Genomic DNA, 24738 nt, shown 5'->3' with positions numbered 1-24738 from the left:
AGGGAGTGCGGCGGGAGCCTGGGCCCCCGCCGGTACGGGATCAGCGATCGTAATAGGCTTCGCGCAATGCGTCGTAATATTCCGACCCCGAATCCTTCATCCGCTTCCAGGCGCTGTCATAGGCCAGATCAAGGAACTTCGCCTGCGCCTCGCCCTCCAGCGTGATCACTTCCATGCCCTTCTCGCGAACCGCCTTGTCGGTCTCCTCGATCACCTTCTGGAAGTTCTCATAGGATGTCTGCTCATATTCGGCCGCAGCTTCGTTGATGATCTTCTTGGCCTCGTCGCTCAGGCTGTCCCATTTCGCCGGGTTCACCACAACGGCGAGGTCGGTCTGGAAGAAGCCCGGATCGATGCGGTAACGCAGGAACTTGTCCCAGGAGAGATCCTGAATGCCGACAATCGGCCAGCCCGAACCGTCAAACGTGCTGCGCTCGAGACCCGTATAGACATCCGGCACAGGAACGGAGACGGGAATGGCCCCCAGCGCTTCAAAGAAGGAATTGTAAATCGGCTGCGAGCGGATGCGCTGACCGTCGAGATCGATGCCGCCATCCTCGGTCCGCTTTGGCTCGTTGATCGTGTAGATGTAGAACTGCACGCCGGTATCGAGATGGGCGAGCAGATTCACGCCGAGCTTCTTGGAAAAGGCTTCCTGCATGATGCCGAAGCCGCCATTCTCGCGTGCCTTCGCCGCCGTCACGGTCGAGCCGACCCAGGCATCCGCTTCCGGCATCGTGCCGAGATAATAGGAAGCGGGGCCATACTGCATGTCAACGACGCCGCGACGGACCGCATCCACCTGCTGGTTCGGCGGGAACATTTCCGGCCCGCCCGCATAATTGATCTGGATGACGCCCTTGCCGCGCTCGTTCACGAGGTCGACAAAGCCCTTGAAGCTTTGCGAGAAGGCGAGCGACTGCGGGAAGGCGGAAATCGCCTTCAGCGTTTCTTCCGCACTGGCCTGTCCGGCAAAGGCGATGCTGGTCAGCGCCGTTGCAAGAAGGCCGTTTCTGATGGTCCTGGCGATCGATCTGGTCTTGGCTTGGTACATTTTTCTTCGTCCTCTCTGGTTGTCCGGGCTTGTTCCACCCGGTTTTGGTTTCAACTGTTCCCTAAAGCTTTGGCGGCCGCACAAGCCCCGCATTGTCGAGCGCCTTCAGGAAGGCGGCCATGCGGCGCTGGCGATAGGCATCGACATCCATGCCGGAGTAATCGAAGAAGCCGGAGCCGGTCTTCAGACCGATACGCCCCTCTTCCATATTGCGGCTGATGATCTCCGGTGCCTGGTAGCGCTCATCCTCAAACGCCCCGGCGAGATATCGGCTTGCATAATAGAGAATGTCGCCACCGCCCCAGTCGATGAATTCCAGAAGGCCCAGCACGCCGAAGCGCAGGCCGAAACCGTAGGTCACCGCCTTGTCGACATCCTCGGCGCTAGCAACGCCTTCCTCCACGATCCGCGCCGCCTCGTTCATGGCGAGCGCCTGAATGCGCGGCACGATGTAACCGGGCGAAGCCTTGCAGACGATCGGAACCTTGCCGATGCCTTCAAGATAGGCGCGCACGAAAGCGGTCGTTTCCGCATCCGTCTCGTCGGCCGGGGCGAGTTCCACCAGCGGCATCAGAAATGCCGGGTTCAGCCAGTGCGCATTGAGAAAGCGCTCCGGCGCAGAGGTGAAACCCGCCAGCTCCGTCGACAGCATGGTTGAGGTGGTCGATGCCAGAATGGCGTCGCCATCCGCATGGGCGTCGAACAGCGCAAACGCATCGCGCTTGGCGTCCGTCACCTCGGGTACGCCCTCGAACACGATCCGCGCGCCGGAAAGGCCCGCCGCCGCCTCGCCGCGCGGCACGATGCTCACCCGCTCCATGATCTGCGGAACGGCATCGACTTTGAAAGCACCGAGCGCAGCGATGGAGGCGAGCGCCGTGCGGATCTCGTCCAGCGCCTCGTCGCGCAGTTTTGCGAAGGCGTCGGCGTCACGCTCCTTGGCATCGATCAGCCGCACCTGATGGCCCGCATAGGCAACGCATTGCGCTATGCCCCGGCCCATGCGCCCGGCGCCGATGCAGGCGATGGTCACGTCGCCCGCCATCACAGCCCCTCGCGCAGCATGGTCTGCACCGCCTCGCGGCTCTCGCCCGCAAGACCGATCTGCTCCATCGTGCGACCCTCGGCGCGGAAATCGCGCTCGGCCACCGCACCGGCAATCGCCAGGAGGCCGGTCGCCACCGGGCAGGGCACGCCTGCCCATTCACCGACCGAAACCATGAAGGCGAGGCCCATGCCCACATCCTCCAGCATGTAGCGGTGCGATTTCAGGTCCAGCTTCTCGTGCCAGTCGCCGGAATCCACCAGTTTGTCATGGGCCAGATTGCCATACATCCAGTTGCTGGTCTCGTAGTGATCGGCGAGCGGAAAATGCGGTGCGCCATAGCCCAGCGCCTCGCGGATCGCCATGCGCTCATTGTCGAGCGCGGTGTGCGTGCGGCGGATGGAGGGCTGCGTTCCCTCATTGTGAATGTCCCAGCGGTCGAAATGCTCGATGGGACCGGCGTTCATGAGGATCAGCGGCGGGTGGATGATCGGGCCGGCGTTCATCAGCGCGCCCGACAGCGCATCCTCCACCGGCTCGATGGATGCCGGGAACACCGCTGCAATGGCCTTGATCGCATGATCCGTGTGCCGCGCCGGCAGCACGCCGGTCGGCAGGCGCGAGGCCCGCGTCGTCACGCGCACTTCCAGCGGCCCCTGCTTGCGCGTCAGCCATGGCAACGTGCCCGTCTCGGCAATCGCGATGTCGGCCTTCGAGCCCGCTTCGCGAATCCGCTTCATCATCAGGTAGGAGCCGAACGTGCCGGGCGGCAGGTAGATCACCTGCCCGTCCTCCAGATGCGGCGCGAGCTTCGTGGCGATGTCCTCCTGCGCGAACGCCGGCGTCGGCGCAACGATCAGCTCCGCGCCTTTCAGCGCTGCAGCAAGATCGTCGGTCGGCACGACCGCGATCTTCCGGCTGCCCTCGTGATCCGTCAGGGTGATGCCGCCTGCCTCCGCGACATCGGCGAAACTGGCGCGGTCGCGCCGCCACCAGCGGACATCATGCCCCGCCTCGGCGAAATCCGCAGCCGCAGCATAAGACCCGTTGCCTCCACCCAGAACAGCTACTTTCATGTCTGCACTCTCCTCCTCGCCCGCACTCAGTCACGGGCATTCATTTCACGCACGCTGGTTCACCCCCGGGGCAGAACCGCCGTCGCCTCGATCTCCACCACCGCCTCCGGCTCCACCAAGCGCGTTACCTCCACCGTGGCCATGGCCGGAAAACAGCGGCCGAAAACATCGCGATAGGCTCTTCCCAGTCCTTTCGGGTCGGCCAGATAGTCTTCCACGCTCGTCACATACCAGGTGAGGCGCGTGAGATGTTCCGGCCCAGCGCCAGCCGCTTCGAGCACGTCGCGGATGTTGCGAAACGTCTGGTGCGCCTGGGCGACGAACCCTTCCGGGAAACGGCCCTCCCGGTCCCACCCGACCAGCCCGCCCGTATAGATGATGCCGCCATCGGTCATCACGGCATTGGCGTAGCCCTTCGGCTGCGGCCAGCCTTCCGGGCTCACCGTTTCGTGCAGCAGGCGCGGCTCGGCAGCGTTCGGGGCGTTCTCGGTCTCGCTCATGTCGCTCTCGTCTCCAGTTTCACCGGTCCGGCGACCGGCGCGGGCGCAACGCCGCTGCCGGCGCGGTACAGCGCGTGAATGTGCCTCAGGGCGTCTTTCAGCAGCGCCGCCTCGCCGGGGCGAAGCCGGGCGATGATCGCCCGCTCATGGGCCTGCGCCTCATCTACCAGACGCCCGCCAAGCTCGCGTCCGGCCGGTGTCAGGAACACGCGCACGCGACGCCGGTCGCGTTCGTCGCTGCGGCGTTTCACCAGTCCCTTCGATGCCATGTGATCGATGATCTTGGTCAGATGCGACTGCTCCATCAGCGCAAGCTGGGCGAGCTGCGTCACCATCTGACCATCCTCGTCGCAGAGGCAGGCGAGGATGCGCCATTCCGGCACGCGCAGCCCCTGCTCGCGCACATGGGCATGAAAGTCCGTGCTGGCCGCATCGCTGGCGGCGGCGAGCAGATAGAGCAGGTAGTCGCCGACAAACCCGGCATTGCGGTCGATCTCGATCCTGTCTTCGTCGTTCGCCATCATCTTTTCCGGTCACATGGAATTGGGTATCAGAAGCGCCATCGCCGGCAGCGCGATCAGAAGCGCCAGCCGCACCACATCCATCGCCACAAAGGGCAGAATGCCGGCAAAAATGCGCTCCAGCGGAATGTCGGGCGCCACCGTGCGCATGACGAAAACGTTCATGCCGATGGGCGGCGTGATGAAACTCAGTTCGGTGGCGATCACCACGAAGATGCCGAACCAGATCGGGTCGAAGCCGAGCCCGGTGACAATCGGAAACAGGATCGGCACCGTCAGCGTGATCATCGAGATGCTTTCAAGCAGGCATCCCAGCACCAGATAAATCAGCACGATCATGAAGATGACCGGGTACGGGCCGACGCCGAAGGCGTTGATCCAGTTGCGCAGGTCACCGGTCAGGCCGGAGAAGTTCACATAGTTCAGGAAATAGAGCGCTCCGAACAGGATGAAGAACATCACCGCCGTGGTCTTTGCCGTGTCAAAGAGCGTGGAAAGCGTGGCCCGCAGGGTCAGCCGGCCGCGCATGAAGGTGAGGAGAAACGCCCCGCCCGCACCCATGCCCGCCGCTTCCGTCGCCGTGAAAACGCCAAGATAGATACCGCCCAGAACGAAAGCGAAAAGCGCCAGCGCCCACACGACGCCACGCAAGGCGCGAATGCGGTCGATCAGTGGGAGCTTCGGCTGTGTCTCCAGATGCTCAGAATAGACCACCAGCGACAGACGCACGGCGATCATGTAGCCAATCACGCCGACGACACCGGGCAAAAGGCCGGCCAGAAACAGCTTGCCGATGTTCTGCTGCGTGAGGATGCCGTAAATGACGAGGATCACCGACGGCGGAATGAGAATGCCGAGCGTGCCACCCGCCGCGATGGACGAGGCCGCCAGCCGGTCGGAATAGCCATATTTGCGCATCGCCGGCAGCGAGATGCGGGCCATGGTCGCCGTGGTGGCAAGCGACGAACCGCACACGGATGAGAACCCGCCGCAGGCAACGATGGTCGCCATGGCAAGCCCGCCCTTGCGGTGGCGCAGCCAGGCATTGGCCGCCGCATAGAGATCACCCGCCACGCCCGACTGAACCACGAGATTGCCCATCAGAAGGAACAGCGGCACGACGGAGAGCGTATAGCTCCTGCCACTGTCGAAAAAGACCTGCCCCAGCATGGCCAGCGCCGGGTGCCAGCCAACGATCGAGACAACGCCGATCAGCCCCACCGCCGTCATCGCAAAAGCGATGGGCACGCCCGCGAAGATGAGCGCCAGAAGCAGCGCCATTCCGACCGGCCACGCCATCAAACGCCCCCGCCATCGCTTTTGGGCAGGCGCAGCACCGCCATGACAAATGTAACCACCGCACAGACACCGGTTATGACTGCCGTCGCCTTGGCGAACGGCCCGAGCGGCGCACGCAGATACACCGTCACCTCATTGTAGCTGTCGAGCTGGGTTCCGTGTTTCCAGAGCTGCCAGGAAACGAGCCCCAGCACCACGGCGACCACAAGCCGGGCAAGATTGAGCTGGATCCTTTCGGCCACGCCCTTGAGCCCGGCCGTCAGTAGATCCACGCTGACATGCCCGTCATCCAGACACACCGCCGGCAGCCCCACAAACACGATCGCCATCAGGAGGATTTCGGTATATTCCGCGGCACCCGGTAGCGGCGACGACAGGAGATAGCGGCCGATCACATCGACCACTGTCACCAGCGTCAGCGCCACCAGAAACGCGCCGCAAAGCACGGCGGTCGCCAGTCTTAGCCACCGCCGAGCCCGCATTGCGATCCGCTCGGAGGAGGCGGCCATTATTCAGCCGCCACCGCTTTGATTTCGTCCTTGAGCTTGCCCATGACGACGTCGAAATCGAGTCCCTTGGCCTCATAGGCCTTGGCCAGATCGTCGAACATGGGCTGCGTCTTCTCACGCAGCGTCGCAAGCTCTTCCTCGGTCGCATCGTGGAAATCGACGGTCGATCCGATCACGTCCATGCCGGCTGCATCCGCCGCATCCCAGGCCTGACCGGCCATGCGCGAGAACGCCTCGCCGGAAACCTCTTCGATGGCCGCCTTGTCCTCATCCGACAGGCTGTCGAACTTCGCCTTGTTCATTACGAAGAAGAACGAGACATTGTAGAGACCGCCGGGCACACGCAGCGCCTTGTCGACCAGTGTTTCGAGCTTGAAGAAGGGCACGGATTCGACCGGGAAGAAAATACCGTCCGCGATGCCGCCCGACAGGATTTCATAGGACTGCGGAGACGGTGCCTGGATCGACACCATGTCCATCGCTTCGGCGAGCTTGTTGGTGATGTTGCCGGCAACGCGGATCTTGGCACCGGACAGGTCCGAAAGAGGCGAAACCGGCTTGCCCTTGGTGAACAGGAGCCCCGGCCCATGCCCGAAAACGCCCAGCACCTTGGTGCCGCGATGCTCCTCGGCCTGCGCCAGATCGCTCTCGAACACACGCCAGAAGGCCACCGAAAGGCTCTCGGACGTATCGGCGAGGAACGGCATTTCTGCGATTTCCGTCAGGGTAAAGCGCCCCGGCGTATAACCATGAACGCCGAATGTCAGGTCCACGGCGCCATTGGCGGCAAGATCGAAATGCGCCGGCGGCGGCCCAAGCGGCGCATCCAGAATTTGCACCTCGATGCGGCCGTCGCTGGCCTCTTTCAGCTTCTCCGCCCACGGGATCATCATGTCCCTGACAATCGGATGAGACGGCGGCAGCCAGTTCGACATGCGCAGAACCGTCTCCTGCGCCATGGCACCAAAACTCATGGCTGTCGATAGAATAGATGCAGATACAAGTGTTTTGATCATGCGCGTCATCGTTGTTCCTCCCATGACGGCCTCCTCCAGCCCTGAGGCTTCCACAAGTTTCAGCGCGCTTCAAGCTTAAAAAGATGAAATTTCACTTTTTTAGGCTTGAAGCTTGACAAGGCATAAATATGCGAATTCATATTAATTGGAAACTGTGGCTGACAATCCGCCCGCCGAGCGGATTAAATGGAGGAGCCGCAGAGGGAGGAGATTTCGGCAATGGGCGAACTGAAGCTCAAGGTGCGCGCGAGCGAAGCGCTGACCCCACAAATTCGAACGCTCGAGCTGGAAGCAGCCGATGGCGGCACGCTGCCCGGATTTTCTGCCGGCGCACATATCCGCGTTGCGCTGCCCGATGGCTCGGACCGGCACTATTCCCTAATCAATACCAGCGTGGAACCCGGAGCCACCGACGCGCCCGCCACCTATCGCCTCGGCGTGCGCCTCGAAGAGGACAGCAAGGGCGGCTCCCGCTTCATGCATGGGTTGAAAGCAGGCGACGTCATCGAAACATCGGCCCCGCGCAACGACTTCGCGCTGGTCGAAGCGCAAGCGCCTGTTCTTCTCATCGCCGGCGGCATCGGCGTCACGCCGCTTATCTCCATGGCTGCCGAACTCAAGGCGAAGGACCGCCCTTTCTCGTTTCACTATGCCGGTCGTTCGCGCACGCTTCTGGCCTTTGTCGATGCGCTTGAGGCCATCGAAACCAATGCCCTCACCATCCATTGCGACGACGAGCCCGAAACCTGCATCGACCTGAAGGCGCTGATCGGCAAGGCGCCGGCGGAAGGCCACATCTATGTGTGCGGCCCGCGCGGCATGATCGAGGCGGTGCGCGAGATCGCCCATGCCCGCGGCATCGTGAAGGACCATGTGCATTTCGAACTCTTCGAGGCGCATGAGGCCGAAGCGGGCGACAAGCCCTTCGAGGTCGAAATCAGTTCCACGGGTCAGGTCTTCACCATTCCGCCGGGCAAGTCCATCATCGAAGTGCTCGAGGAAGAAGGCGTCGACCTGATCTACGATTGCCAGCGCGGCGATTGCGGCATCTGTCAGACAACGGTCCTGTCCGGCATTCCCGACCACCGCGATGTCATCCTCACCGACGATGAACGCGCGGCAAACGACGTCATGCAGATCTGCGTGTCACGCGCAAAATCCGACCGGCTCGTCCTCGACCTCTAGGAGATCGACTGGACGGCGGCCAGCAAGGGAGCAGCAAGCCATGAGCCGTTACGCGAACAACCCGCAGGCGATCAGAAATCTGATCCGGCCCACGGAAGTCCACCGCGACGTCTATATCGATCAGGAAGTGTTCGAGCTGGAGATGAAACATCTCTTCGCTAACACCTGGGTCTTCGTCGGCCATGAGAGCCAGACGCCCAACAAGGGCGATTATTTCACCACCGAGATCGGCACCAAGCCGGTCATCATGGTGCGCCACTCCGACAACGAGATCTACGTCCTGCACAATCGCTGCCCGCACAAGGGCACGAAGATCGCCATCGACCGCACGGGCAACACGGGCAAGTTTTTCCGCTGCCCCTATCATGCATGGTCGTTCAAGACGAATGGCTGCCTGCTCGCGATCCCGTTGCGCAAGGGCTACAAGGACACCGGGCTCGAAGAAAGCGAATCCGTCAATGGCATGGCACCGGTCGGTGCGGTGAAGAACTATCGCGGATTCATCTTCGCCCGCCTCAACAGGGAAGGCCCGGACTTCGAAAGCTTCTTCGGAGAGGCGCTGAGCTCCTTCGACAACATGGTCGACCGCTCGCCCGAGGGCCGTCTGGAGGTGGCCGGGCCGCCGCTACGCTACATGCATCGCTGCAACTGGAAAATGCTGGTCGAGAACCAGACCGACACCTGCCATCCCATGGTCGCACATGAAAGCTCCGCCGGCACGGCCATCGACCTGTGGGAGAAGATGGACAAACCCGAGGGCACGCAAAAGCCCATGGCCATGGAGGTGATCGCCCCCTTCATGAGCCCTTACGAATTCTTCGAGAACATGGGCATCCGCACCTGGCCAAACGGCCACGGCCACACCGGCGTGCATCACTCGATCCACTCCGACTATTCGGCCATTCCCGGCTATTACGAGCAGATGGTCGAGGCCTATGGCGAGGAGCGCGCAAAGGCGATCCTCGGCGAGAACCGGCACAACACGGTCTATTTCCCCAACATCATGATCAAGGGGCCGATCCAGCAATTGCGGCTGTTCACCCCCATCGCCGCCGACAAAACCCTGGTCGAAAGCTACATCTACCGGCTGGTGGGCGCGCCCGACATGCTTCTGGAGCGCACCGCCATGTACAACCGCATGATCAACGCGCCCACCTCCATGGTCGGCCATGACGATCTGGAAATGTATGAGCGCGCGCAGGAGGGCCTGCACTCCGACGGTCTGGAATGGGTCAATGTCCAGCGCCTTTACCAGGAAGGCGAGAATTTCGACGAGATCGCCGTCGAGAACGGCACCACCGAGCGCCAGATGCGCAACCAGTTCCACGCGTGGGAAAAATACATGACGATGACGATGGAAGGAGACGCGTGATGAAGGCTCCCACCCGCGAAGACCTGATCGACTTCGTCTATGAAGAAGCCCGCATGCTGGACGATGGCCGGTTCGACGAATGGCTCGATCTGTGGACCCATGACAGCTATTACTGGATGCCGCTCGACTACAATCAGGAAGACGCCAAGCACGTCACCTCGCTGCTGCATGAAGATGCCTTCATGCGCAAATTGCGCGTCGAGCGTTTCAAGGGCGAGCGCACCTTCTCCCAGAAGCCGAAGACCCGCTGCCACCACGTTCTGAACCGCCCCTTCATCGACCATATGGACGATGAGAAGGGTGAGTATGTCACCCATACGGCATTCCACTATGTGGAGACGCGGCTCGACGACCAGATCCTGCTCGCCGCCACGGCACGTCACGAGTTGAAACTCATCGAGGGAAAGCTGAAGATCACCCACAAGCGCGTCGATCTGCTCAATTCCGATGCCGCCTTCGGCAATATCCAGATGTTCCTTTAAAGGCGCAGCAGATGAAATCGCAGATCCCGCCGTTCGACACCGTGTTCGCGGCCTTTGCCGACACCGCCGGGCGCTGGCCCGAGCGCCCTTTCCTGCACGTGCTGAAGGAGACGGCCACGGTCTACGACATTCCCGCCGGCGAACTCTCCTATGGCGCCGCACTTGCCGAGATTGAACGCCTGAGGGACGCCTATGCTGCCGGCGGCTACCGCGCCGGCATGCGCGTCATGCTCCTGATGGAAAACCGGCCGGGCTTCTTCCTCCACTGGTTCGCCTTGAATGCGCTGGGGCTCTCGGTCGTGCCGGTCAATCCTGACCTGCAATCGGCTGAACTGGAATACATGGCCGGGCACGCGCGCCCGGTTCTGGCCGTGGCCATCGCGAGTCGTGTGACAGATCTCGAACAGGCGGCTGCCGCGTCCGGCGTCGGCTTTCCGGTTGTCACGCCCGAGGCGGACACCCCGCCACTCGATCCGCGCTTTGCCTACATGGAGACGCCGCAGGGTGCGCCGCTCACCCGCGAAGCGGCGATGCTTTACACCTCCGGCACCACGGGCAAGCCCAAGGGCTGCGTTCTCTCCAACCTCTATTTCCTGCATTCGGGCCGCTGGTACGCGAAGGCGGGCGGGCTGTGCGCCATGAACGAAGACGGCGAGCGCATGATCACGCCGCTGCCGATCTTTCACATGAACGCCATGGCCTATTCGCTGATGGCGATGGTCACGGTCGGCGGCTGCCTCATCGCGCTCGACCGTTTCCACCCGCGCAGCTGGTGGCAGAGCGTGCGTGACAGCCGGGCCACCTGCCTGCATTATCTGGGCGTCATGCCGTCCATTCTCATGAAGGCCGAACCCACAGAACAGGACAGGGCGCACAATGTGCGCTTCGGTTTCGGCGCGGGCATCGATCCCAAGCTGCACGGCCCCTTCGAGGAGCGCTTCGGCATTCCGCTGATCGAGGGCTGGGCGATGACGGAGACGGGGGCCGGCGCGGTCATCGTCGCCAATCACGAGCCCCGCAAGCGCGGCACGAACTGCCTTGGCCAGCCCGGCCCGGACATCGAGGCCCGCGTGGTCGCGGACGATGGCAGCGAGGCAGCCCCCGGCCAACCCGGCGAGCTTCTGGTGCGCCATGCCGGCGAGGATCCGCGTTTCGGCTTCTTCTCCGAATACTACGCCAACCCCGAAGCCACCGCCGAGGCATGGGACGGCGGCTGGTTCCACACCGGCGACATCGTCATGCGCGACGCCGATGGCGACTTCTTCTTCGTCGACCGCAAGAAGAACGTGATCCGCCGTTCCGGCGAGAACATCGCCGCCGTGGAGGTGGAATCCTTCCTCATGCAGCATCCCGACATCAAGGCCGCAGCAGTCGCAGCAGCACCCGACGAGCTGCGCGGCGACGAGGTCTTCGCCTGTCTCGTGGTCGAGAACGGCGAACGCGATGAGGCGCGCGCCCGCGAGATCGCCGAATGGTGTCTGGACCGCGTCGCCTATTACAAGGTTCCGGGCTACATAGCCTTTGTCGACGCCCTGCCCCTGACCTCGACGCAAAAGATCCAGCGCGGCGAACTGAAAACACTGGTCGCCCGGCTTCTCACCGATCCGGGAACGGTCGACACACGCTCAATGAAGAAAAGGCGCGCGGCCTGATGGCGGGTCGCATCTCAAGACGGATGGGCTATGAGGGCGTGGTGCTCGCCGCGCCCGCCACCACGCCCTATCAGCGCTTCTCCAAGGAAACAGCGCATTGGTGGATCGCCCGCGCGCTGCGCCAGTCGCTTCAAAGCGCCGGCCTCAGCCCCCGCGATGTCGACGGCTTCTCGGTGGCAAGCTTCACGCTCTTTCCCGACACGGCGGTCGGGCTGACCCAGCATCTCGGCCTCACCCCGCGCTGGCTCGATCACATCCCCATGGGCGGGGCAAGCGGCGTCGTGGCGCTCAGGCGCGCAGCCCGCGCGGTGCAGGCCGGCGACGCCGACATCGTTGCCTGCGTTGCCGGCGACACCAATCATGTCGACAGTTTCCGGCGCATGCTCTCAAGCTTCAGCCGCTTCGCGCAGGATGCATCATACCCTTACGGAGCAGGCGGACCGAATGCCTGTTTCGCGCTCCTGACCGACCATTATATGAGCGCCTATGGCGCGACCCGCGAGGATTTCGGTCGCATCTGCGTCGCCCAGCGCGACAATGCGCTCCAGAACCCGCACGCGGTGATGAAAAAGCCGCTCACCATGGATCAGTATCTCGGCGCGCGCATGATCTCCGATCCCATCGCGCTGTTCGATTGCGTCATGCCCGTCAGCGGCGCAGAAGCGTTTCTCGTGATGCGTGAGGAGGACGCCCGCGCCGCCGGCCTTCCTCACGCGCATATTCGCGGCAGCATCGAACGTCACAACGCCTTCCCCGAAGACCCGATCCAGATGCGCGGTGGCTGGGCCATGGATATCGATGAGCTTTACGCCATGGCCGACGCCAGGCCCGACGACATGGACCTGTTGCAGACCTATGACGACTACCCGGTCATCTCCATGATGCAGTTCGAGGATCTGGGGTTCTGCGGGAAAGGTGAGGGCCCGGCCTTCGTGCGCGAGCGCGATCTCACCATTGCCGGCGATTTTCCGCACAACACGTCGGGCGGTCAGCTTTCAGCCGGACAGGCAGGAGCCGCCGGCGGCTTTATCGGGCTGGTCGAGGCCATCCGCCAGGTCACCGGCACAGCCGGTCCCACCCAGGTGGAAGGTGCCACGACCGCCATGGTCTCGGGCTTCGGCATGATCAATTACGACCGTGGCGTCTGCTCCAGCGCCGCCATCATTTCGGGAGCAGGCACATGACCGACGCCATCCTGCCGCCGCCGAAGAAAGACCCGCAAAAGCGCACCCGCACACAGACCCTGCCCTCGGGCCTCAGAAGCCGCGCGGCGCTGGGGCTCACGGCGGCTGCCGCCGAAGGGCGCTTCATGCTGCAGGTCTGCGGCGAATGCGGCGCGCTGCAATATCCGCCGCGCGACGCCTGCTCCACCTGCCTGTCGACCGAGCTCCCATGGCGCGACATCGACCCGGCGGGCGAGCTCATCGCCGAAACCACGGTGCGCACCAGCACCAACACCTATTTCCGCGAACGCACCCCCTGGCGTGTCGGCACCGTCCGGCTCGACGCCGGCCCCTCCGTCATGTGCCACGTCCATGGCGACGCGCCGCGCGGCGGCCGGGTGCGCATCATTAACCGGCTCGACAAGTCGGGCCAGGGCGTTCTCTACGCCCTGCCTCCCGAAGGGACGCCCAACATGGAAGACGATCCGCAACTGCGCGAAATCACCGCCGATCCGAAATACCGCCGTGTGCTCATCACCGATGCGCGCAGCGAAAACGCGCCGGCGCTGGCCGAGGCCTTTGCGAAGGCCGGCGCGTCGATCATCTTCATCGGCGAGCCCGAAGGCTGGCGGCCCTATCCGCACCGCGCCGCGCTCGAAGCGATCCCCAATGTCCAGATCGTGCCGCTCGACGTCACCGACACCGCGTCGGTCGCCGAGCTTGCCGGCGAGATCGGCGGCAAGACGGACATTCTCGTCAACAATGCCCGCTTCGTGCGCCCCGGCGGCATCATGGACCGTGGAGACACCGTGTTCGCCCGCGACGAGATGGAAGTGAACTATCTCGGCCTGATGCGGCTTGCCCAGTCCTTCGGCCCGGCCATGCGCGGGCGCGGCGCGGATGGCGACAACAGTGCCGCCGCCTGGGTCAACATCCTGTCGGTCTACGCTTATTCCAACATGCCGGCCTTTGGCGCGTTCTCCGCGTCCAATGCCGCCGCCTACTCGCTGTCACAGTGCCTGCGCGCGGAGATGCGGCCCGGCGGCGTGCGCGTGATGAACGTCTATACCGGCCCGACGGACGACGCCTGGCACCAGCCCCTGCCGCCGCCCAAGGTCGCGCCCGCAGCACTTGCCCGGGCCATCGTCTCCGGCCTCAAAGACGGGCTGGAAGACGTGTTCGTCGGCGATGTGGCGAAAGACCTGATCGAGCGCTGGCGCGCCGGCGCAAAAGTGCTGGAGCGCGAGATGAGCGAAACCGACGGAGGCGGCGCATGAACGTCCACGCAACTGACCCATCCGCCCTTCTGGGCAATCTGGCGGAGGCGCTCGCCACCGGCGCCATAGAGGTGGTGGACCTCACCCACACGCTCGATCAGGATTTTCCGGTCATCGTGCTGCCGCCCGAATTCGGCCAGTGCGCCCGCTTCCGCATGGAAGAAGTGTCCGCCTATGACCATCGCGGCCCGGCGTGGAAATGGCACAACTTCACCTGCAGCGAGCACACCGGCACCCATTTCGATGCGCCCTCGCACTGGATCTCCGGCCGCGACGTGCCCAATGGCAGCGTCGACGAGATTCCCGCCGAGCGCTTTATCGGTCCGGTCTGCGTGATCGACTGTTCGGACGGCGCTGCCGCCGACGAGGATTTCGAGCTGACGCCGGAGATCATCGAGGCGTGGGAGGCCGAGCATGGCCGCATTCCCGCCGAGAGCTGGGTTCTGATGCGCACCGACTGGTCGAAGCGCCGGGGCGCGGCCTATCTCAACATGCGCGAGGATGGCGCGCATTCGCCCGGCCCCTCACCGGCGGCGATAAGACTTCTGGTGGACGAACGCGGCATTCGCGGTTTCGGCACCGAGACCGTCGGCACCGACGCCGGTCAGGGATCGCACTACACGCCGCCCTACCCGGCCCATTTCTATCTTCACGGCGCGGGGCGCTACGGCCTTCAATGCCTCAACAATCTCGACCGGCTGCCGCCCACCGGCGCGATGCTGATCGCAACCCCGCTCAAGATCAAGAACGGCACCGGAAGCCCGCTGCGCGTGGTGGCGCTTGTGCCCGGCAGGACCTGACACGATGGACAAAGAGCTTACAGCCGTCATCACCGGCGGCAACAAGGGCATCGGCGCAGATCTCGCCCGCACCATGCTGGATGCCGGCTACCGCGTCATCTCGGTCGCGCGCCGTGCGCCGGAGTTCTCGCATGAGCGGCTGAGCTCGGTCGAAGCCGACCTGCTGGACGACGCAGCCGTGCGTGAAGCCGCAGCCGAGATCGCCGGCAGGCACGACGTCACCCATTTCGTGCAGAATGCGGGCCTCATCTGGCCGAACCTCATCGAAGACGCCAGCGCCGAAGACATCACCGGCCTCGCCCAGCTTCACCTGGGTTCCGCCCTCACGCTCCTGAAAGCCTTCCTGCCTTCCATGAAGCAACGCCGCTTCGGCCGCGTTCTCTTCAATGGCTCGCGCGCAGCACTGGGCGCACAGACCCGCACCGCCTATGGCGCATCCAAGGCCGGCATGGTGGGCATGGCACGCACCTGGGCGCTGGAACTCGCCCCCCATGGCATCACCGTGAATGTGGTGGCGCCCGGGCCGATCCAGACCGACAATTTCTGGGGCATCATCCCGAAGGGCAGCGAGCGGGAAGCAGAGCTTGCCAAACGCATTCCCGTTGGCCGGCTCGGCGCGGTGGAAGACGTCACCAACGCCTTCATGTTCTTCGCCGATCCGAAGGCGAGCTTCGTCACCGGGCAGACGCTCTATGTCTGCGGTGGCGCAAGCGTGGGCAGCATGCAGCTTTGACAGCGGCCCACGTTAGAGCGGCTCACCGTTTCAGGAAAACGCCGCTCCGCTCTATCTGTCTGTTTCTCCGCATTTGTGCGGGCGTCAGGTGATCCCACCTGACTGCAAAATGCTTTAGTCGGCGGCGGTAACGATGGAGCGCGCCGCCTGAAGCAGCGGGTCGTCGTCCCTCTCCCTGAGGCTGGCAAAAACGAGCCGTGCGGCAGCATGCGCCTTGCAGATGAGGTCCACCTCGCCGTCTGCCTCCGCCGAGCGCGCAGCATCCGCATGCAGCAGACCGACGCCGACACCCCCTGCAATCAATGTGCGCGTAACCTGCTCCCGGTCCACACTGATGATGCGGGTGGGCCGAAAATTATGCCTGCGAAAGAGCGCCTCGGCCGCCTCCCCACAGCACGTGTCAGGGGCCGGGCAAATCCACGGCATCTCCGCCAGTTCCTGCCAGTCGGGCTTGTCTTTCGCGGCCACGGTCCCAGGCGGAACGGCGAGATAGATGGCAAAGCGCAGGACATCGACCACATTCAGATCGTCGCCGGGCTCGCCTGTCTCGTTGTAAAAGCCGGCATCCAGACCGCCGCTGCGAATGCCTTCGGCAATGGAGCGCGAGGTTCCATGCCGCAGCACGACATCCACCTGCGGATAGCGTTCGGCAAAACCCGTCATCAGCCGCCCGAGCGCCTCAGGCCCGGAGTTGCAACCCATGCCAAGCCGCAGGCGCCCGGTGAGGCTGCCCTTGAGACGGGATGCCTCCTCTAGCAGTTCACGGTGGGCACCCAGCGTCTGCTCGGCCCTCGCAAGCAGGCGTTCGCCATCCCCCGTCAGGATCATGCCGCGCGGGGTGCGCTCGAACAGCGAAAGCCCGAGCGTCTCCTCCATCGCCTTGATATGCGCGCTGACGGCTGGCTGGCTGAGATGGATGCGCTCCGAGGCCCGCGTGATGCTTCCCTCACGGGCAACGGCGACAAATGTCCTTAGCTGCTGAATGTCCATTCCCGCCTCATCGCTCGGTAGCCAGACGCATGTCTACACCATGCCAAGAGCATACCACCACAGGAGATCGAGCGGCATGAGTACGAGCGCGCCGATAGCGAACATCACCAGGCAGAGCCGGACCACCGCACCCGTCGGCAGGTCACCCAGTTGCATTGCCGTTATCAGCGGCGGTGCCTGGTAGGGCAGAAACACGTTAGAGAAGGCCAGCACCTGCGTCATCAGCACCGTGGTGAGCGGCAGCCCCGTCAGCGCCGCAAGGTTCTCCGCCACCGGCGTCATGATCGCGGGCACGCCGGGCAGGTTCGTGATCATCGCCACCAACGTCGAAATGCCCGTCAGCATGGCGACGTTCCAGAAAGGCCGATCTGCCTGAAATCCGGCAAGGCCGCTCAGATTGTCCACCACCACTTCGCCCAGCCCGGTTGACGAAAGCACCGTGCCAAGACCGAGAATGCCGGCGACGAAAAAGAGCGAGGCGTAGTTCACGTCCTCATTGATGCACTTCTTCGAGGTGAGCCCGGACCCGGGCCACAGGCAATAGAGGCCGGCGGCCAGCGCGATCCAGCCCGGCGAGATATGGTGGAGCGTATCGGTCAGCCACAGGGCAAGGCACAGCCCCAGCACCATTGTCAGCCGCCTTTCCGCCGGGGACATCCCCGGCAGGTCCGCCGGCACCTCCGGCTGGCGCTGCGGATCACCATCGGGGAACATCTTCAGGATGAGCACAACGAGCACGCCCGCCTTCAAAAGCCCCAGCACCGGGAAATGAATGGTGAGATAAGACCAGTAGGAAATGCGCGCGCCATAGAGCGTCTCGGCCATACCGGCCAAAATCATGTTGGGCGCGTTCGCCGGCAGGATGGTGAAGGCCGGCAGGCAGGTCCCGAAAGCCGCGGCCAGGATCATGCCGGTCCGCCCGCTGGAGCCCTTGCCATATCCCATGTGATCGGCGAGCGCGATGACGATCGGCAGAAGCAGCACGATGCGCCCGATGGAAGACGGCATGACGAAGGCCAGCGCCAGACTGAAACCGGTCACACCCGCAATGACCGTGACATAGCGCGTGCCGAGCATCCCGGCGAGCATTGCCGCCATGCGTTTGCCAAGGCCGGTGTACCGGATCGATACCCCCAGAATGATGCCCCCGAAGAGCAGCCAGAAGGTCGATGAATAGAAGCCGGAAAACACCGCCTGCGCCGGGGCGATACCGGAAAGCATGGCGATGAGAAAGAACATCAGCGCCGTCCAGTATTCGGGGACCGCGGCTGTCGCCCACATGCCGATGCAGAACACGGCAAGCGCCGCCGCAAGCGCCATCGGAACCGGCAGCGAGAGCCCGGTGACAAACCCGACGGCACAGGCGGCAACCACGATGGCTAATGATTTTATAGTGTTCCCCGTCGGGGGCCCCATGGACGCGCCGCTTGTTCGCGCATCTTTGGGGGCCTGCGCGGCAGCAGGCGAAAGCGTTTGGTTGGACATGGAAAGAGAAGGCCTCCAGGAAGCAGTGTCATGCCGGCGACATTGCTCTTTTCACCCTTCTCCGATCCAATCGTTTGTTGAAAAGCCTGCCCTCAGGAAAACCGAGGGCAGCGCCTGCCCTATCCGGCGAGCTCCCGCATCAGCATCTCGACAGGCCCACGCCTGAAGGCGCGCGACCACAGCCAGGCAAACAGCACCGCGGCGAGACAGAAGATCAGCGACGCCATGACCGACACTCCGAGTGTCTGCCCGCCCAGCATGCCGAGCGCTTCGATCACCCCCATGCCAACCATGATGTGGGCAATGTAGAGCGTGAGCGTCTGCCGTCCGGCGGGCACAACCACCCGCATGAACGGCGCCATGGCAGCCAGCTCCGCAAGCCACAGGCAGAGACCGACCACGAACGACGCCATTCCCATGCCGGCCAGCATATAGAGCGGCATGGGCGGCACCGGCCCCGTTGTCGCCAGATAGGCAAGCTCGGGATCGAGCGCCGCCAGAAGCGGGCGCAGTTGCACACCGAGCAGCTCGGCCAGCAGATACGCCGCCACGCCGCCAAGCATCAGGGCGTTGCGAACACGCCTTTCGCCGAGCCTCAGCCGGCTGAGGATGACACCGAAGAGCAGAAAGCCCAGCCACGGAATGACCGGGTGCCACCCATTGAAAAAAAGGTTCCGCACAAAGCCCGCCGGTGTCCAGAAATCGGCATAGCTGTAGTCCACCCAGTTGCGGCCCGTGTCGTAGTCGAAAATGAAGTTCATGCCGACAAAGGCAATGTTGAGCGCCACGATCACGGCGATCAGCGTTGGCGTCGGCACGGAGAGAAGAAGCGCGCCAAACAGGAAATAGAACGCGTAGTAGTGCAGGATGTCGGCATCGAAAACCAGCGTGTTGGCGAGGCCCAGCACGAGAAGGAACACCGCGCGCCTGATCGTGACCGGCACGGTGCTTTCCACCCCGCGCCCGGCCGCAAGGCCAAGGCCAAGGCCGGCGAGCACCACGAATGTGGCCGCAGCCCGCCCCTCAAGCGCCAGCGTGAACCAGGCAAGGGGTCCCTCGCCCCCTTCCGCCCCCATCCCTTCCGCCCCCATGACGATCGTAAAGTTGACGATCACCATGCCGACGAAAGCGAAGAAGCGTGCGAGGTCCAGGCCTTCCAGCCTCCCGGTTCGCGCCAGTCGTTCGACCTGATCAGAAACGGTCATGCCGCGCCTCCGCCGTCGCATACCGCGGTGCCGCGCGGCAGGGTTCCCCACCGGCCACGCATCTGCCTGCGTCGACCATGGACCGGGCTCCTCTCTGCGAGTGCCGGTCTCCTGATTTTCTGTGTTTATCGCGCCGCATCCCTTGCTCCATCTCGATATATCAGCCATATTATGAACGATCGTTCGTTCATATATCTGCCAATTGTGAAACCTGCAAGATGATTGGAAAGAAAACGGCGCCTTCGCCTCCCCACCCGCGCAAGCAGCGCATCATCGAGGCTGCGGTCACCTGCTTTCTGGAAGCCGGCTATCATCAGACGGGCGTGCGCGACATCGCCCACCGGGCGGGTATCAGCCTCGGCAATCTCTACAATCACTTCTCCGGCAAGGAGGCCGTCCTGGCCGAGATCGCACGGATCGAGGCACAGGAACTGGAAGCGTTCCACACACTGCTCGCCGCAGGCCCGGACCCGAAGGCGACGCTGAAGCGCTTTGTTGAAGACTTTGCGGAATACGCAGCCCGCCCGGAGAATGCGGTTCTGGGGCTCGAAATCCTGTCCGAAGCCATCCGCGCGCCGCAGATCGCCACATTGTTTTCCGGCAACCGCGCCGGGCTTGTGAGCGGTCTGGAAGAGCTGCTTGAAAAGGGTACGCGCACTGGCCATTTCCGCGCGTTCGAAGACCCGCGGGAAACGGCAGGCCTCATACTCGACGCCATCGAGGGGCGCGCGCTGAGGGTATTGCTGAAGGACGCGAAAGGCTCTGCAAAGACCACGCTGTGGCGCTTCATCGATGCAGCGACACAGGTGAAGCCGTGAAGCTTGCCCTGATATGTGGCGCAATATCGGTTCTCATTGCCGTCTGCGCCTTCGTCGCGTTGGAATATGTGACCCTGAAGCTGCCCAAGCTTGTCATATCGCCAAACGCGCCGCTCGCGGAAAGGACGCGTGCCCTGGAAGACTGGTTCGACGCACTCGAGCACGCCAGAAAATTCAACGGCACGGTCCTGATCGTCCAGGGAGGCAGCACGGTTTTCGAGCGCCATGTCGGCTTCGCCGACGCCGCGACAGGGCGCGCCATCACCAGCAACACATCCTTCAACCTGGCCTCGGTCTCAAAGCATGTCACCGCTTTCGCGGTCCTGTTGCTTGCGCATGAGGGCAAACTCTCGCTGCACGACCCTCTTGTACGGCACATTCCCGAACTGGGCCGCCATGACGGCGTGACACTCGATCATCTACTTTCTCATACGTCCGGCATTCCTGACTATGCGCGAAGCCGGAAACTGGCGAAGAGACTGGAGCGGGACGGGGATATCCTGACGCCCGCAAAGCTGATCGCCTGGCTTGCCACGACGGATGACGGTCCGATGTTTACCCCGGGCGAAAAGGAAAACTACTCGAACAGCAACTATGCGCTTCTGGCCGAAATCGTTGCACGCGTCTCGAGACAGTCATTCGCCGACTTCCTGCAATCACGCCTGTTCACTCCTCTGGGAATGCACCGCACGGCAGTCGTCAACGGCATCGAAAACACCAGCCTTCTGGAAGACAGGGCTCTCGGTTTTCGCAGGCGCTTCCTCTATTTCGGTTCTGACGTCCCCGACGATCTCAACCGTTTTGACGGTGTGGCCGGGGACGGAAACATATATGCGAGCGCCCGCGACCTCATCATCTGGGATCAGGCCCTGCGCCAGGGCACACTGATGCCCGCAGAAGCCTACGAGCCCGCCTATGCGCCCGGGCGCCTGGCGAATGGTGAGATCATTCAGGAAACCGTATTGGGCAAAACCCTCCAGCCCGGCCTGGGCTGGAATGTACAGGATTTCCCCATCGTCACGTCCTACGGTCTATGGCAGGGGTTTTCGAATTTCTACTGGCGCGATCTGGAGAACGACACGACCCTCGTCGTCCTCAGCAATGCCGGCATCTTTCTGCGCACGGTGATGATCGGTGAAAAACTCGTCGAGTTTGCGCAGACGCTGAGCGCCGACCCGCAGCAAAGCTCAACGTCTGTGCAGCCGTGAGTGAAATTATGGCGGAGGGGATGGGAGAGATTTCGAACCTGACGCCGCAGACCGCGACCGCGGCCCGGGCTTTCGCCCGCCCTATCGGAGCCGTGAGCGAAGCGAACTGGCGTGAGATCGAGAAAATGGCGGAGAGGGAGGGATTCGAACCCCCGATACCCTTGCGAGTATGCCGCATTTCGAGTGCGGTGCTTTCAACCACTCAGCCACCTCTCCGCGAGATGCTGGTCTGCTGTTGCCAGCGCGGCGCACTAGATAACCGGTGATCGGATTCGATACAAGGGCCAATCGCCGTCAATCTGCGGCATTTTTGCCGCCTCTGCTTGACCTGCCACCCCTCTTCCGTTATGGACACGCGACCTGCGGCGCGGGAAAACCCCGGCGCCGTTTGTTGTTTAACCATCCAGACTGGCAAAAAGACGGCAGGCCGCGCCTTGCGGACCCAAGCCGGACCGGACACTGAAAGGCAAAAAGATGTTCGCAGTCATCAAGACCGGCGGTAAGCAGTACCGCGTTTCCGCAAACGACCTGCTTCAGGTCGAGCGCGTCACCGGCGAGCCCGGTGAGATCATTCAGTTTGCAGACGTTCTGGCCGTTGGCGAAGGCGAGGACGTGACCATTGGCGCGCCGCTCGTCGATGGCGCCAGCGTGGCCGCCGAAGTGGTCGAGCAGGGCCGCGGCAAGAAGGTCATCGCGTTCAAGAAGCGTCGCCGCCAGAATTCGCGCCGCAAGCGCGGCCATCGCCAGCTTCTCACCACCGTGCGGATCTCCGAGATCCTGACCGGCGGTGCGAAGCCCTCGAAGAAGGCCGCTGCGAAGCCGGCTGCCAAGGCCGAGGAAAAGCCGGCGAAGAAGGAAGCCGCGCCGAAAAAGGCCGAAGCAAAGACGGAAGCGCCGGCAGCGGCTGCTCCGCTCTTTACCGCTCCGGCCGGCGAGCCCGACGATCTGACCAAGATCAAGGGCATCGGCCCGGTTGCCGCCGGCCAGCTCGCCGAGCAGGGCATCACCACCTACGCACAGGTGGCCGCTCTCACCGACGAGGACGTGGTGCGCATCGACGAGGCCATGCCGTTCAGCGCCGACCAGATCAAGGACTGGCGCGAGCAGGCCAAGGAACTGGCGAAATAATCCTTCGCCAAAGGGTTGAAATTCAGCGCCTGACAGCGCATTAGGAATGCAAGCGCTCTCGACGGGCGCAAAGGAGCAGAAGAATGGCACACAAAAAAGCTGGTGGTTCGTCGCGCAACGGTCGCGATTCCGAGTCCAAACGCCTTGGTGTGAAGAAGTTCGGCGGCGAGAAGGTTCTCGCTGGCAACATCATTATCCGTCAGCGCGGCACGAAATGGCATCCCGGCGTCAATGTCGGCATGGGCAAGGATCATACGATTTTTGCGAAAGAGGCAGGTGCTGTCTCCTTCGCGAAAAAAGCCAATGGTCGAACCTACGTGTCCGTAAACCCGATTACGGAGGCAGCGGAGTAGCCGGTCCGCTTCACCAACACCGGCGACCCATCTCGGGGACCGGTGTCTGGACATTCCGGAAATAGGTTCGAAAGGGGAGATGGGTCGCCATCTCCCCTTTCTTTTTGTCCGGAGGAAAAAACGATGGTTGCCGAAAGTGAAGACATCGAGAGTGAAAGTCCCAGAGTCGAGATAGATTGCCCGGTCCTCGTCACCGAGCGCCTCGTTCTGCGCATCCCGCGCGACGACGACGTGACCGAACTGGTGGAACTCGCCAACAACCGGCGTCTGGCCGAAATGCTCGGCCGCCTGCCCAACCCCTATCGCGTGACCGATGCGCAAAGCTTCCTGAGCCGCGTTCGCGCCGGCGAGATCAGTGGCTGCACCTACGCCATCACGCTTTCGGAGACCGGCGCCTTCATCGGCTGTGCCGGTGTTGAAAACCGTGCGAATGGCCTGGAAATGGGCTACTGGATCGGTGAGCCCTACTGGGGGCGCGGCTACGCGACAGAGGCTGCGCATGCGCTCGTCGATCTGGCCTTCCGCGCCACTGATATCGACCGGCTGAATGTGTCCTGCCGCGTCACCAACACCGCCTCGCGGCGCGTCATCCACAAATGCGGTTTCCAGTATGCCGGTCAGGGCATGATGGATTCGGTTGTGGCCGGCAAGGTTCCGGTTGAGCGCTATCAGCTCGACCGCAGCACCTGGGTCAGCCTCAGAAGCTGGGGCGCCTGAACGGAAGCTGAGAGCAGGCAAGTCCGCGGTCGGGACCTGTCTGCTCTCGCACTTCTGCGCGTGATGCTGTAGACGGTTCTGCGCAACGATACGGAAAGACGGTCAAACCCATGAAATTCCTCGATCAGGCCAAGGTCTATATCCGCTCCGGCGATGGCGGCGCGGGCTCCGTTTCGTTCCGGCGCGAGAAATACATCGAGTTCGGTGGTCCTGACGGCGGCGATGGCGGCCGCGGCGGCGATGTGTGGGTCGAGGCCGTTCAGGGCCTGAACACGCTCATCGACTATCGCTATCAGCAGCATTTCAAGGCCAAGACCGGCGTGCACGGCATGGGCCGAAACCGCACCGGCGCCAAGGGCGAGGACGCGATTCTCAAAGTACCCGTCGGCACGCAGATATACGAGGAAGACAACGAGACGCTCATCTGCGACCTGACCGAAATTGGCCAGCGCTTCAAGCTGGCCAGCGGCGGCAATGGCGGTTTCGGCAACCAGCATTTCAAATCCTCCACCAACCAGGCGCCGCGCCGCGCCAATCCCGGCCTGCCGGGAGAAGAGGCATGGATCTGGCTGCGCCTGAAGCTCATCGCCGATGCCGGTCTGGTCGGCCTGCCCAATGCCGGCAAGTCCACATTTCTCGCCACGGTCACGGCGGCCAAACCCAAGATTGCCGATTATCCGTTCACCACGCTGCATCCCAATCTGGGCGTGGTGCGCATCGACGCGCGCGAATTCGTGATGGCCGATATCCCCGGCCTCATCGAGGGCGCCCACGCGGGCGTTGGCATCGGCGATCGCTTTCTCGGCCATGTGGAGCGCACGCGCGTTCTGCTCCATCTCGTCTCCGCGCGCGAAGAAGACCCCGCTGCCGTCTACAACACCATTCGCGGCGAGCTTGCCGCCTATGGCCACGGCCTCACCGACAAGGCAGAGATTGTTGCACTCAGCCAGGTGGACCTTCTGGATGAGGAAGCGCGGGCCGAAAAGCAGGCAGCCCTTGCAGAAGCCTGCGGAAGGAAGCCCCTCCTCCTCTCCTCGGCCACCGGCGAAGGCGTACAGGACGTGCTGCGCGCCCTGATGAAGATCATCCAGGACGCGCGCGCCGAAGAAGAAGATGCAGAAGCGGCTGACGACCGCTGGCAGAGATAGGC

General features: G+C 63.2%; 25 protein-coding genes and 1 tRNA gene. 14 read left to right on the top strand and 12 right to left on the bottom strand.

The genetic code is table 11. The annotated features are described in order from the left end of the window. Nucleotides 1-40: 40 nt before the first annotated feature. From dctP to AC07E3_RS03735, 8 genes are all read right to left on the bottom strand, one after another. Nucleotides 41-1054, bottom strand: a complete 1014-nt coding sequence (gene dctP / locus AC07E3_RS03770; protein WP_478360341.1) for a TRAP transporter substrate-binding protein DctP — start codon at nucleotides 1052-1054, stop codon at nucleotides 41-43. A 61-nt stretch (nucleotides 1055-1115) separates the two neighbouring features. Then, nucleotides 1116-2099, bottom strand: coding sequence for a 3-hydroxybutyryl-CoA dehydrogenase (locus tag AC07E3_RS03765; protein WP_478360340.1), 984 nt, complete (start codon nucleotides 2097-2099; stop codon nucleotides 1116-1118). Next, entirely contained in the window at nucleotides 2099-3175 is a 1077-nt protein-coding gene (locus tag AC07E3_RS03760; protein WP_478360339.1) for an NAD/NADP octopine/nopaline dehydrogenase family protein, read from the bottom strand. Before AC07E3_RS03760 ends, AC07E3_RS03765 begins: the two co-directional genes overlap by 1 nt. Nucleotides 3176-3234: 59 nt before the next feature. Then, nucleotides 3235-3675, bottom strand: a complete 441-nt coding sequence (locus AC07E3_RS03755; RefSeq protein ID WP_007009260.1) for a RidA family protein — start codon at nucleotides 3673-3675, stop codon at nucleotides 3235-3237. Then, nucleotides 3672-4196, bottom strand: a complete 525-nt coding sequence (locus tag AC07E3_RS03750) for a MarR family winged helix-turn-helix transcriptional regulator (RefSeq protein WP_478360338.1) — start codon at nucleotides 4194-4196, stop codon at nucleotides 3672-3674. Before AC07E3_RS03750 ends, AC07E3_RS03755 begins: the two co-directional genes overlap by 4 nt. 12 nt (nucleotides 4197-4208) lie before the next feature. After that, nucleotides 4209-5495, bottom strand: a complete 1287-nt coding sequence (locus AC07E3_RS03745) for a TRAP transporter large permease (protein ID WP_478360337.1) — start codon at nucleotides 5493-5495, stop codon at nucleotides 4209-4211. Further along, a complete protein-coding gene (locus tag AC07E3_RS03740) occupies nucleotides 5495-6004 on the bottom strand; it encodes a TRAP transporter small permease (protein WP_322340333.1) in 510 nt (169 codons plus the stop codon). Before AC07E3_RS03740 ends, AC07E3_RS03745 begins: the two co-directional genes overlap by 1 nt. After that, entirely contained in the window at nucleotides 6004-7044 is a 1041-nt protein-coding gene (locus tag AC07E3_RS03735) for a TRAP transporter substrate-binding protein (RefSeq protein WP_478360336.1), read from the bottom strand. Before AC07E3_RS03735 ends, AC07E3_RS03740 begins: the two co-directional genes overlap by 1 nt. Before the next feature lie 195 nt (nucleotides 7045-7239). On the opposite strand from AC07E3_RS03735, the gene AC07E3_RS03730 reads away from it, so the two are divergent. From AC07E3_RS03730 to AC07E3_RS03695, 8 genes are read left to right on the top strand one after another with little or no spacing between them, the layout of a single operon-like run. Then, nucleotides 7240-8205: a PDR/VanB family oxidoreductase gene (locus AC07E3_RS03730; protein WP_478360335.1), complete on the top strand. Its 966-nt coding sequence runs from the start codon at nucleotides 7240-7242 to the stop codon at nucleotides 8203-8205. Between the two features lie 40 nt (nucleotides 8206-8245). Continuing rightward, nucleotides 8246-9577 (top strand): aromatic ring-hydroxylating dioxygenase subunit alpha, encoded by a 1332-nt coding sequence (locus tag AC07E3_RS03725; RefSeq protein ID WP_478360334.1) that lies wholly within the window; start codon nucleotides 8246-8248, stop codon nucleotides 9575-9577. Next, nucleotides 9577-10059 carry an aromatic-ring-hydroxylating dioxygenase subunit beta gene (locus AC07E3_RS03720; protein WP_223005496.1) on the top strand — a complete coding sequence of 161 codons (483 nt, stop codon included), beginning with the start codon at nucleotides 9577-9579 and terminating at the stop codon, nucleotides 10057-10059. Before AC07E3_RS03725 ends, AC07E3_RS03720 begins: the two co-directional genes overlap by 1 nt. An 11-nt stretch (nucleotides 10060-10070) precedes the next feature. Further along, the gene (locus tag AC07E3_RS03715) at nucleotides 10071-11711 is read left to right on the top strand and encodes an AMP-binding protein (RefSeq protein WP_478360333.1); all 1641 of its coding nucleotides are present in this window, start codon (nucleotides 10071-10073) and stop codon (nucleotides 11709-11711) included. Then, nucleotides 11711-12895, top strand: coding sequence for a thiolase family protein (locus AC07E3_RS03710; RefSeq protein ID WP_478360332.1), 1185 nt, complete (start codon nucleotides 11711-11713; stop codon nucleotides 12893-12895). Before AC07E3_RS03715 ends, AC07E3_RS03710 begins: the two co-directional genes overlap by 1 nt. After that, nucleotides 12892-14151: an SDR family NAD(P)-dependent oxidoreductase gene (locus AC07E3_RS03705; RefSeq protein WP_478360331.1), complete on the top strand. Its 1260-nt coding sequence runs from the start codon at nucleotides 12892-12894 to the stop codon at nucleotides 14149-14151. Before AC07E3_RS03710 ends, AC07E3_RS03705 begins: the two co-directional genes overlap by 4 nt. After that, complete coding sequence (locus tag AC07E3_RS03700) at nucleotides 14148-14951, top strand: cyclase family protein (RefSeq protein ID WP_478360330.1); 804 nt, start codon at nucleotides 14148-14150, stop codon at nucleotides 14949-14951. Before AC07E3_RS03705 ends, AC07E3_RS03700 begins: the two co-directional genes overlap by 4 nt. 4 nt (nucleotides 14952-14955) lie before the next feature. Further along, nucleotides 14956-15684 (top strand): SDR family NAD(P)-dependent oxidoreductase, encoded by a 729-nt coding sequence (locus tag AC07E3_RS03695; protein ID WP_478360329.1) that lies wholly within the window; start codon nucleotides 14956-14958, stop codon nucleotides 15682-15684. A gap of 114 nt (nucleotides 15685-15798) precedes the next feature. Here AC07E3_RS03695 and AC07E3_RS03690 read toward each other — a convergent pair whose 3' ends face one another. The 3 genes from AC07E3_RS03690 to AC07E3_RS03680 form a co-directional block, all read right to left on the bottom strand. Further along, the gene (locus AC07E3_RS03690) at nucleotides 15799-16674 is read right to left on the bottom strand and encodes a LysR family transcriptional regulator (RefSeq protein WP_478360328.1); all 876 of its coding nucleotides are present in this window, start codon (nucleotides 16672-16674) and stop codon (nucleotides 15799-15801) included. 33 nt (nucleotides 16675-16707) lie between these two features. Next, nucleotides 16708-18159: an SLC13 family permease gene (locus AC07E3_RS03685; protein WP_478360327.1), complete on the bottom strand. Its 1452-nt coding sequence runs from the start codon at nucleotides 18157-18159 to the stop codon at nucleotides 16708-16710. A gap of 119 nt (nucleotides 18160-18278) precedes the next feature. Further along, a complete protein-coding gene (locus tag AC07E3_RS03680; RefSeq protein ID WP_478360326.1) occupies nucleotides 18279-19364 on the bottom strand; it encodes a DUF418 domain-containing protein in 1086 nt (361 codons plus the stop codon). A 218-nt stretch (nucleotides 19365-19582) separates the two neighbouring features. Here AC07E3_RS03680 and AC07E3_RS03675 point away from each other — a divergent pair, with 218 nt between their 5' ends. Continuing rightward, on the top strand, nucleotides 19583-20182 hold the full coding sequence (locus tag AC07E3_RS03675) for a TetR/AcrR family transcriptional regulator (RefSeq protein ID WP_478360325.1): 600 nt from the start codon (nucleotides 19583-19585) through the stop codon (nucleotides 20180-20182). Then, nucleotides 20179-21390 carry a serine hydrolase domain-containing protein gene (locus AC07E3_RS03670; RefSeq protein WP_478360324.1) on the top strand — a complete coding sequence of 404 codons (1212 nt, stop codon included), beginning with the start codon at nucleotides 20179-20181 and terminating at the stop codon, nucleotides 21388-21390. The genes AC07E3_RS03675 and AC07E3_RS03670 overlap by 4 nt, the downstream gene beginning before the upstream one ends. A 126-nt stretch (nucleotides 21391-21516) precedes the next feature. Here AC07E3_RS03670 and AC07E3_RS03665 read toward each other — a convergent pair. Continuing rightward, a tRNA-Ser gene (locus tag AC07E3_RS03665) sits at nucleotides 21517-21606 on the bottom strand. Between the two features lie 258 nt (nucleotides 21607-21864). Here AC07E3_RS03665 and AC07E3_RS03660 point away from each other — a divergent pair. From AC07E3_RS03660 to obgE, 4 genes are all read left to right on the top strand, one after another. After that, complete coding sequence (locus tag AC07E3_RS03660) at nucleotides 21865-22518, top strand: 50S ribosomal protein L21 (RefSeq protein ID WP_007009232.1); 654 nt, start codon at nucleotides 21865-21867, stop codon at nucleotides 22516-22518. Between the two features lie 83 nt (nucleotides 22519-22601). Continuing rightward, nucleotides 22602-22871 carry a 50S ribosomal protein L27 gene (gene rpmA, locus AC07E3_RS03655; RefSeq protein WP_007009231.1) on the top strand — a complete coding sequence of 90 codons (270 nt, stop codon included), beginning with the start codon at nucleotides 22602-22604 and terminating at the stop codon, nucleotides 22869-22871. 123 nt (nucleotides 22872-22994) lie between these two features. Further along, complete coding sequence (locus tag AC07E3_RS03650) at nucleotides 22995-23588, top strand: GNAT family N-acetyltransferase (protein WP_065816987.1); 594 nt, start codon at nucleotides 22995-22997, stop codon at nucleotides 23586-23588. A 110-nt stretch (nucleotides 23589-23698) separates the two neighbouring features. Then, nucleotides 23699-24736, top strand: a complete 1038-nt coding sequence (gene obgE, locus AC07E3_RS03645; RefSeq protein WP_478360323.1) for a GTPase ObgE — start codon at nucleotides 23699-23701, stop codon at nucleotides 24734-24736. The last annotated feature ends 2 nt before the right edge of the window (nucleotides 24737-24738 follow it).

This window comes from Nitratireductor lacus (assembly GCF_056431025.1).
This window is presented reverse-complemented; position numbering and strand designations above follow the sequence as displayed.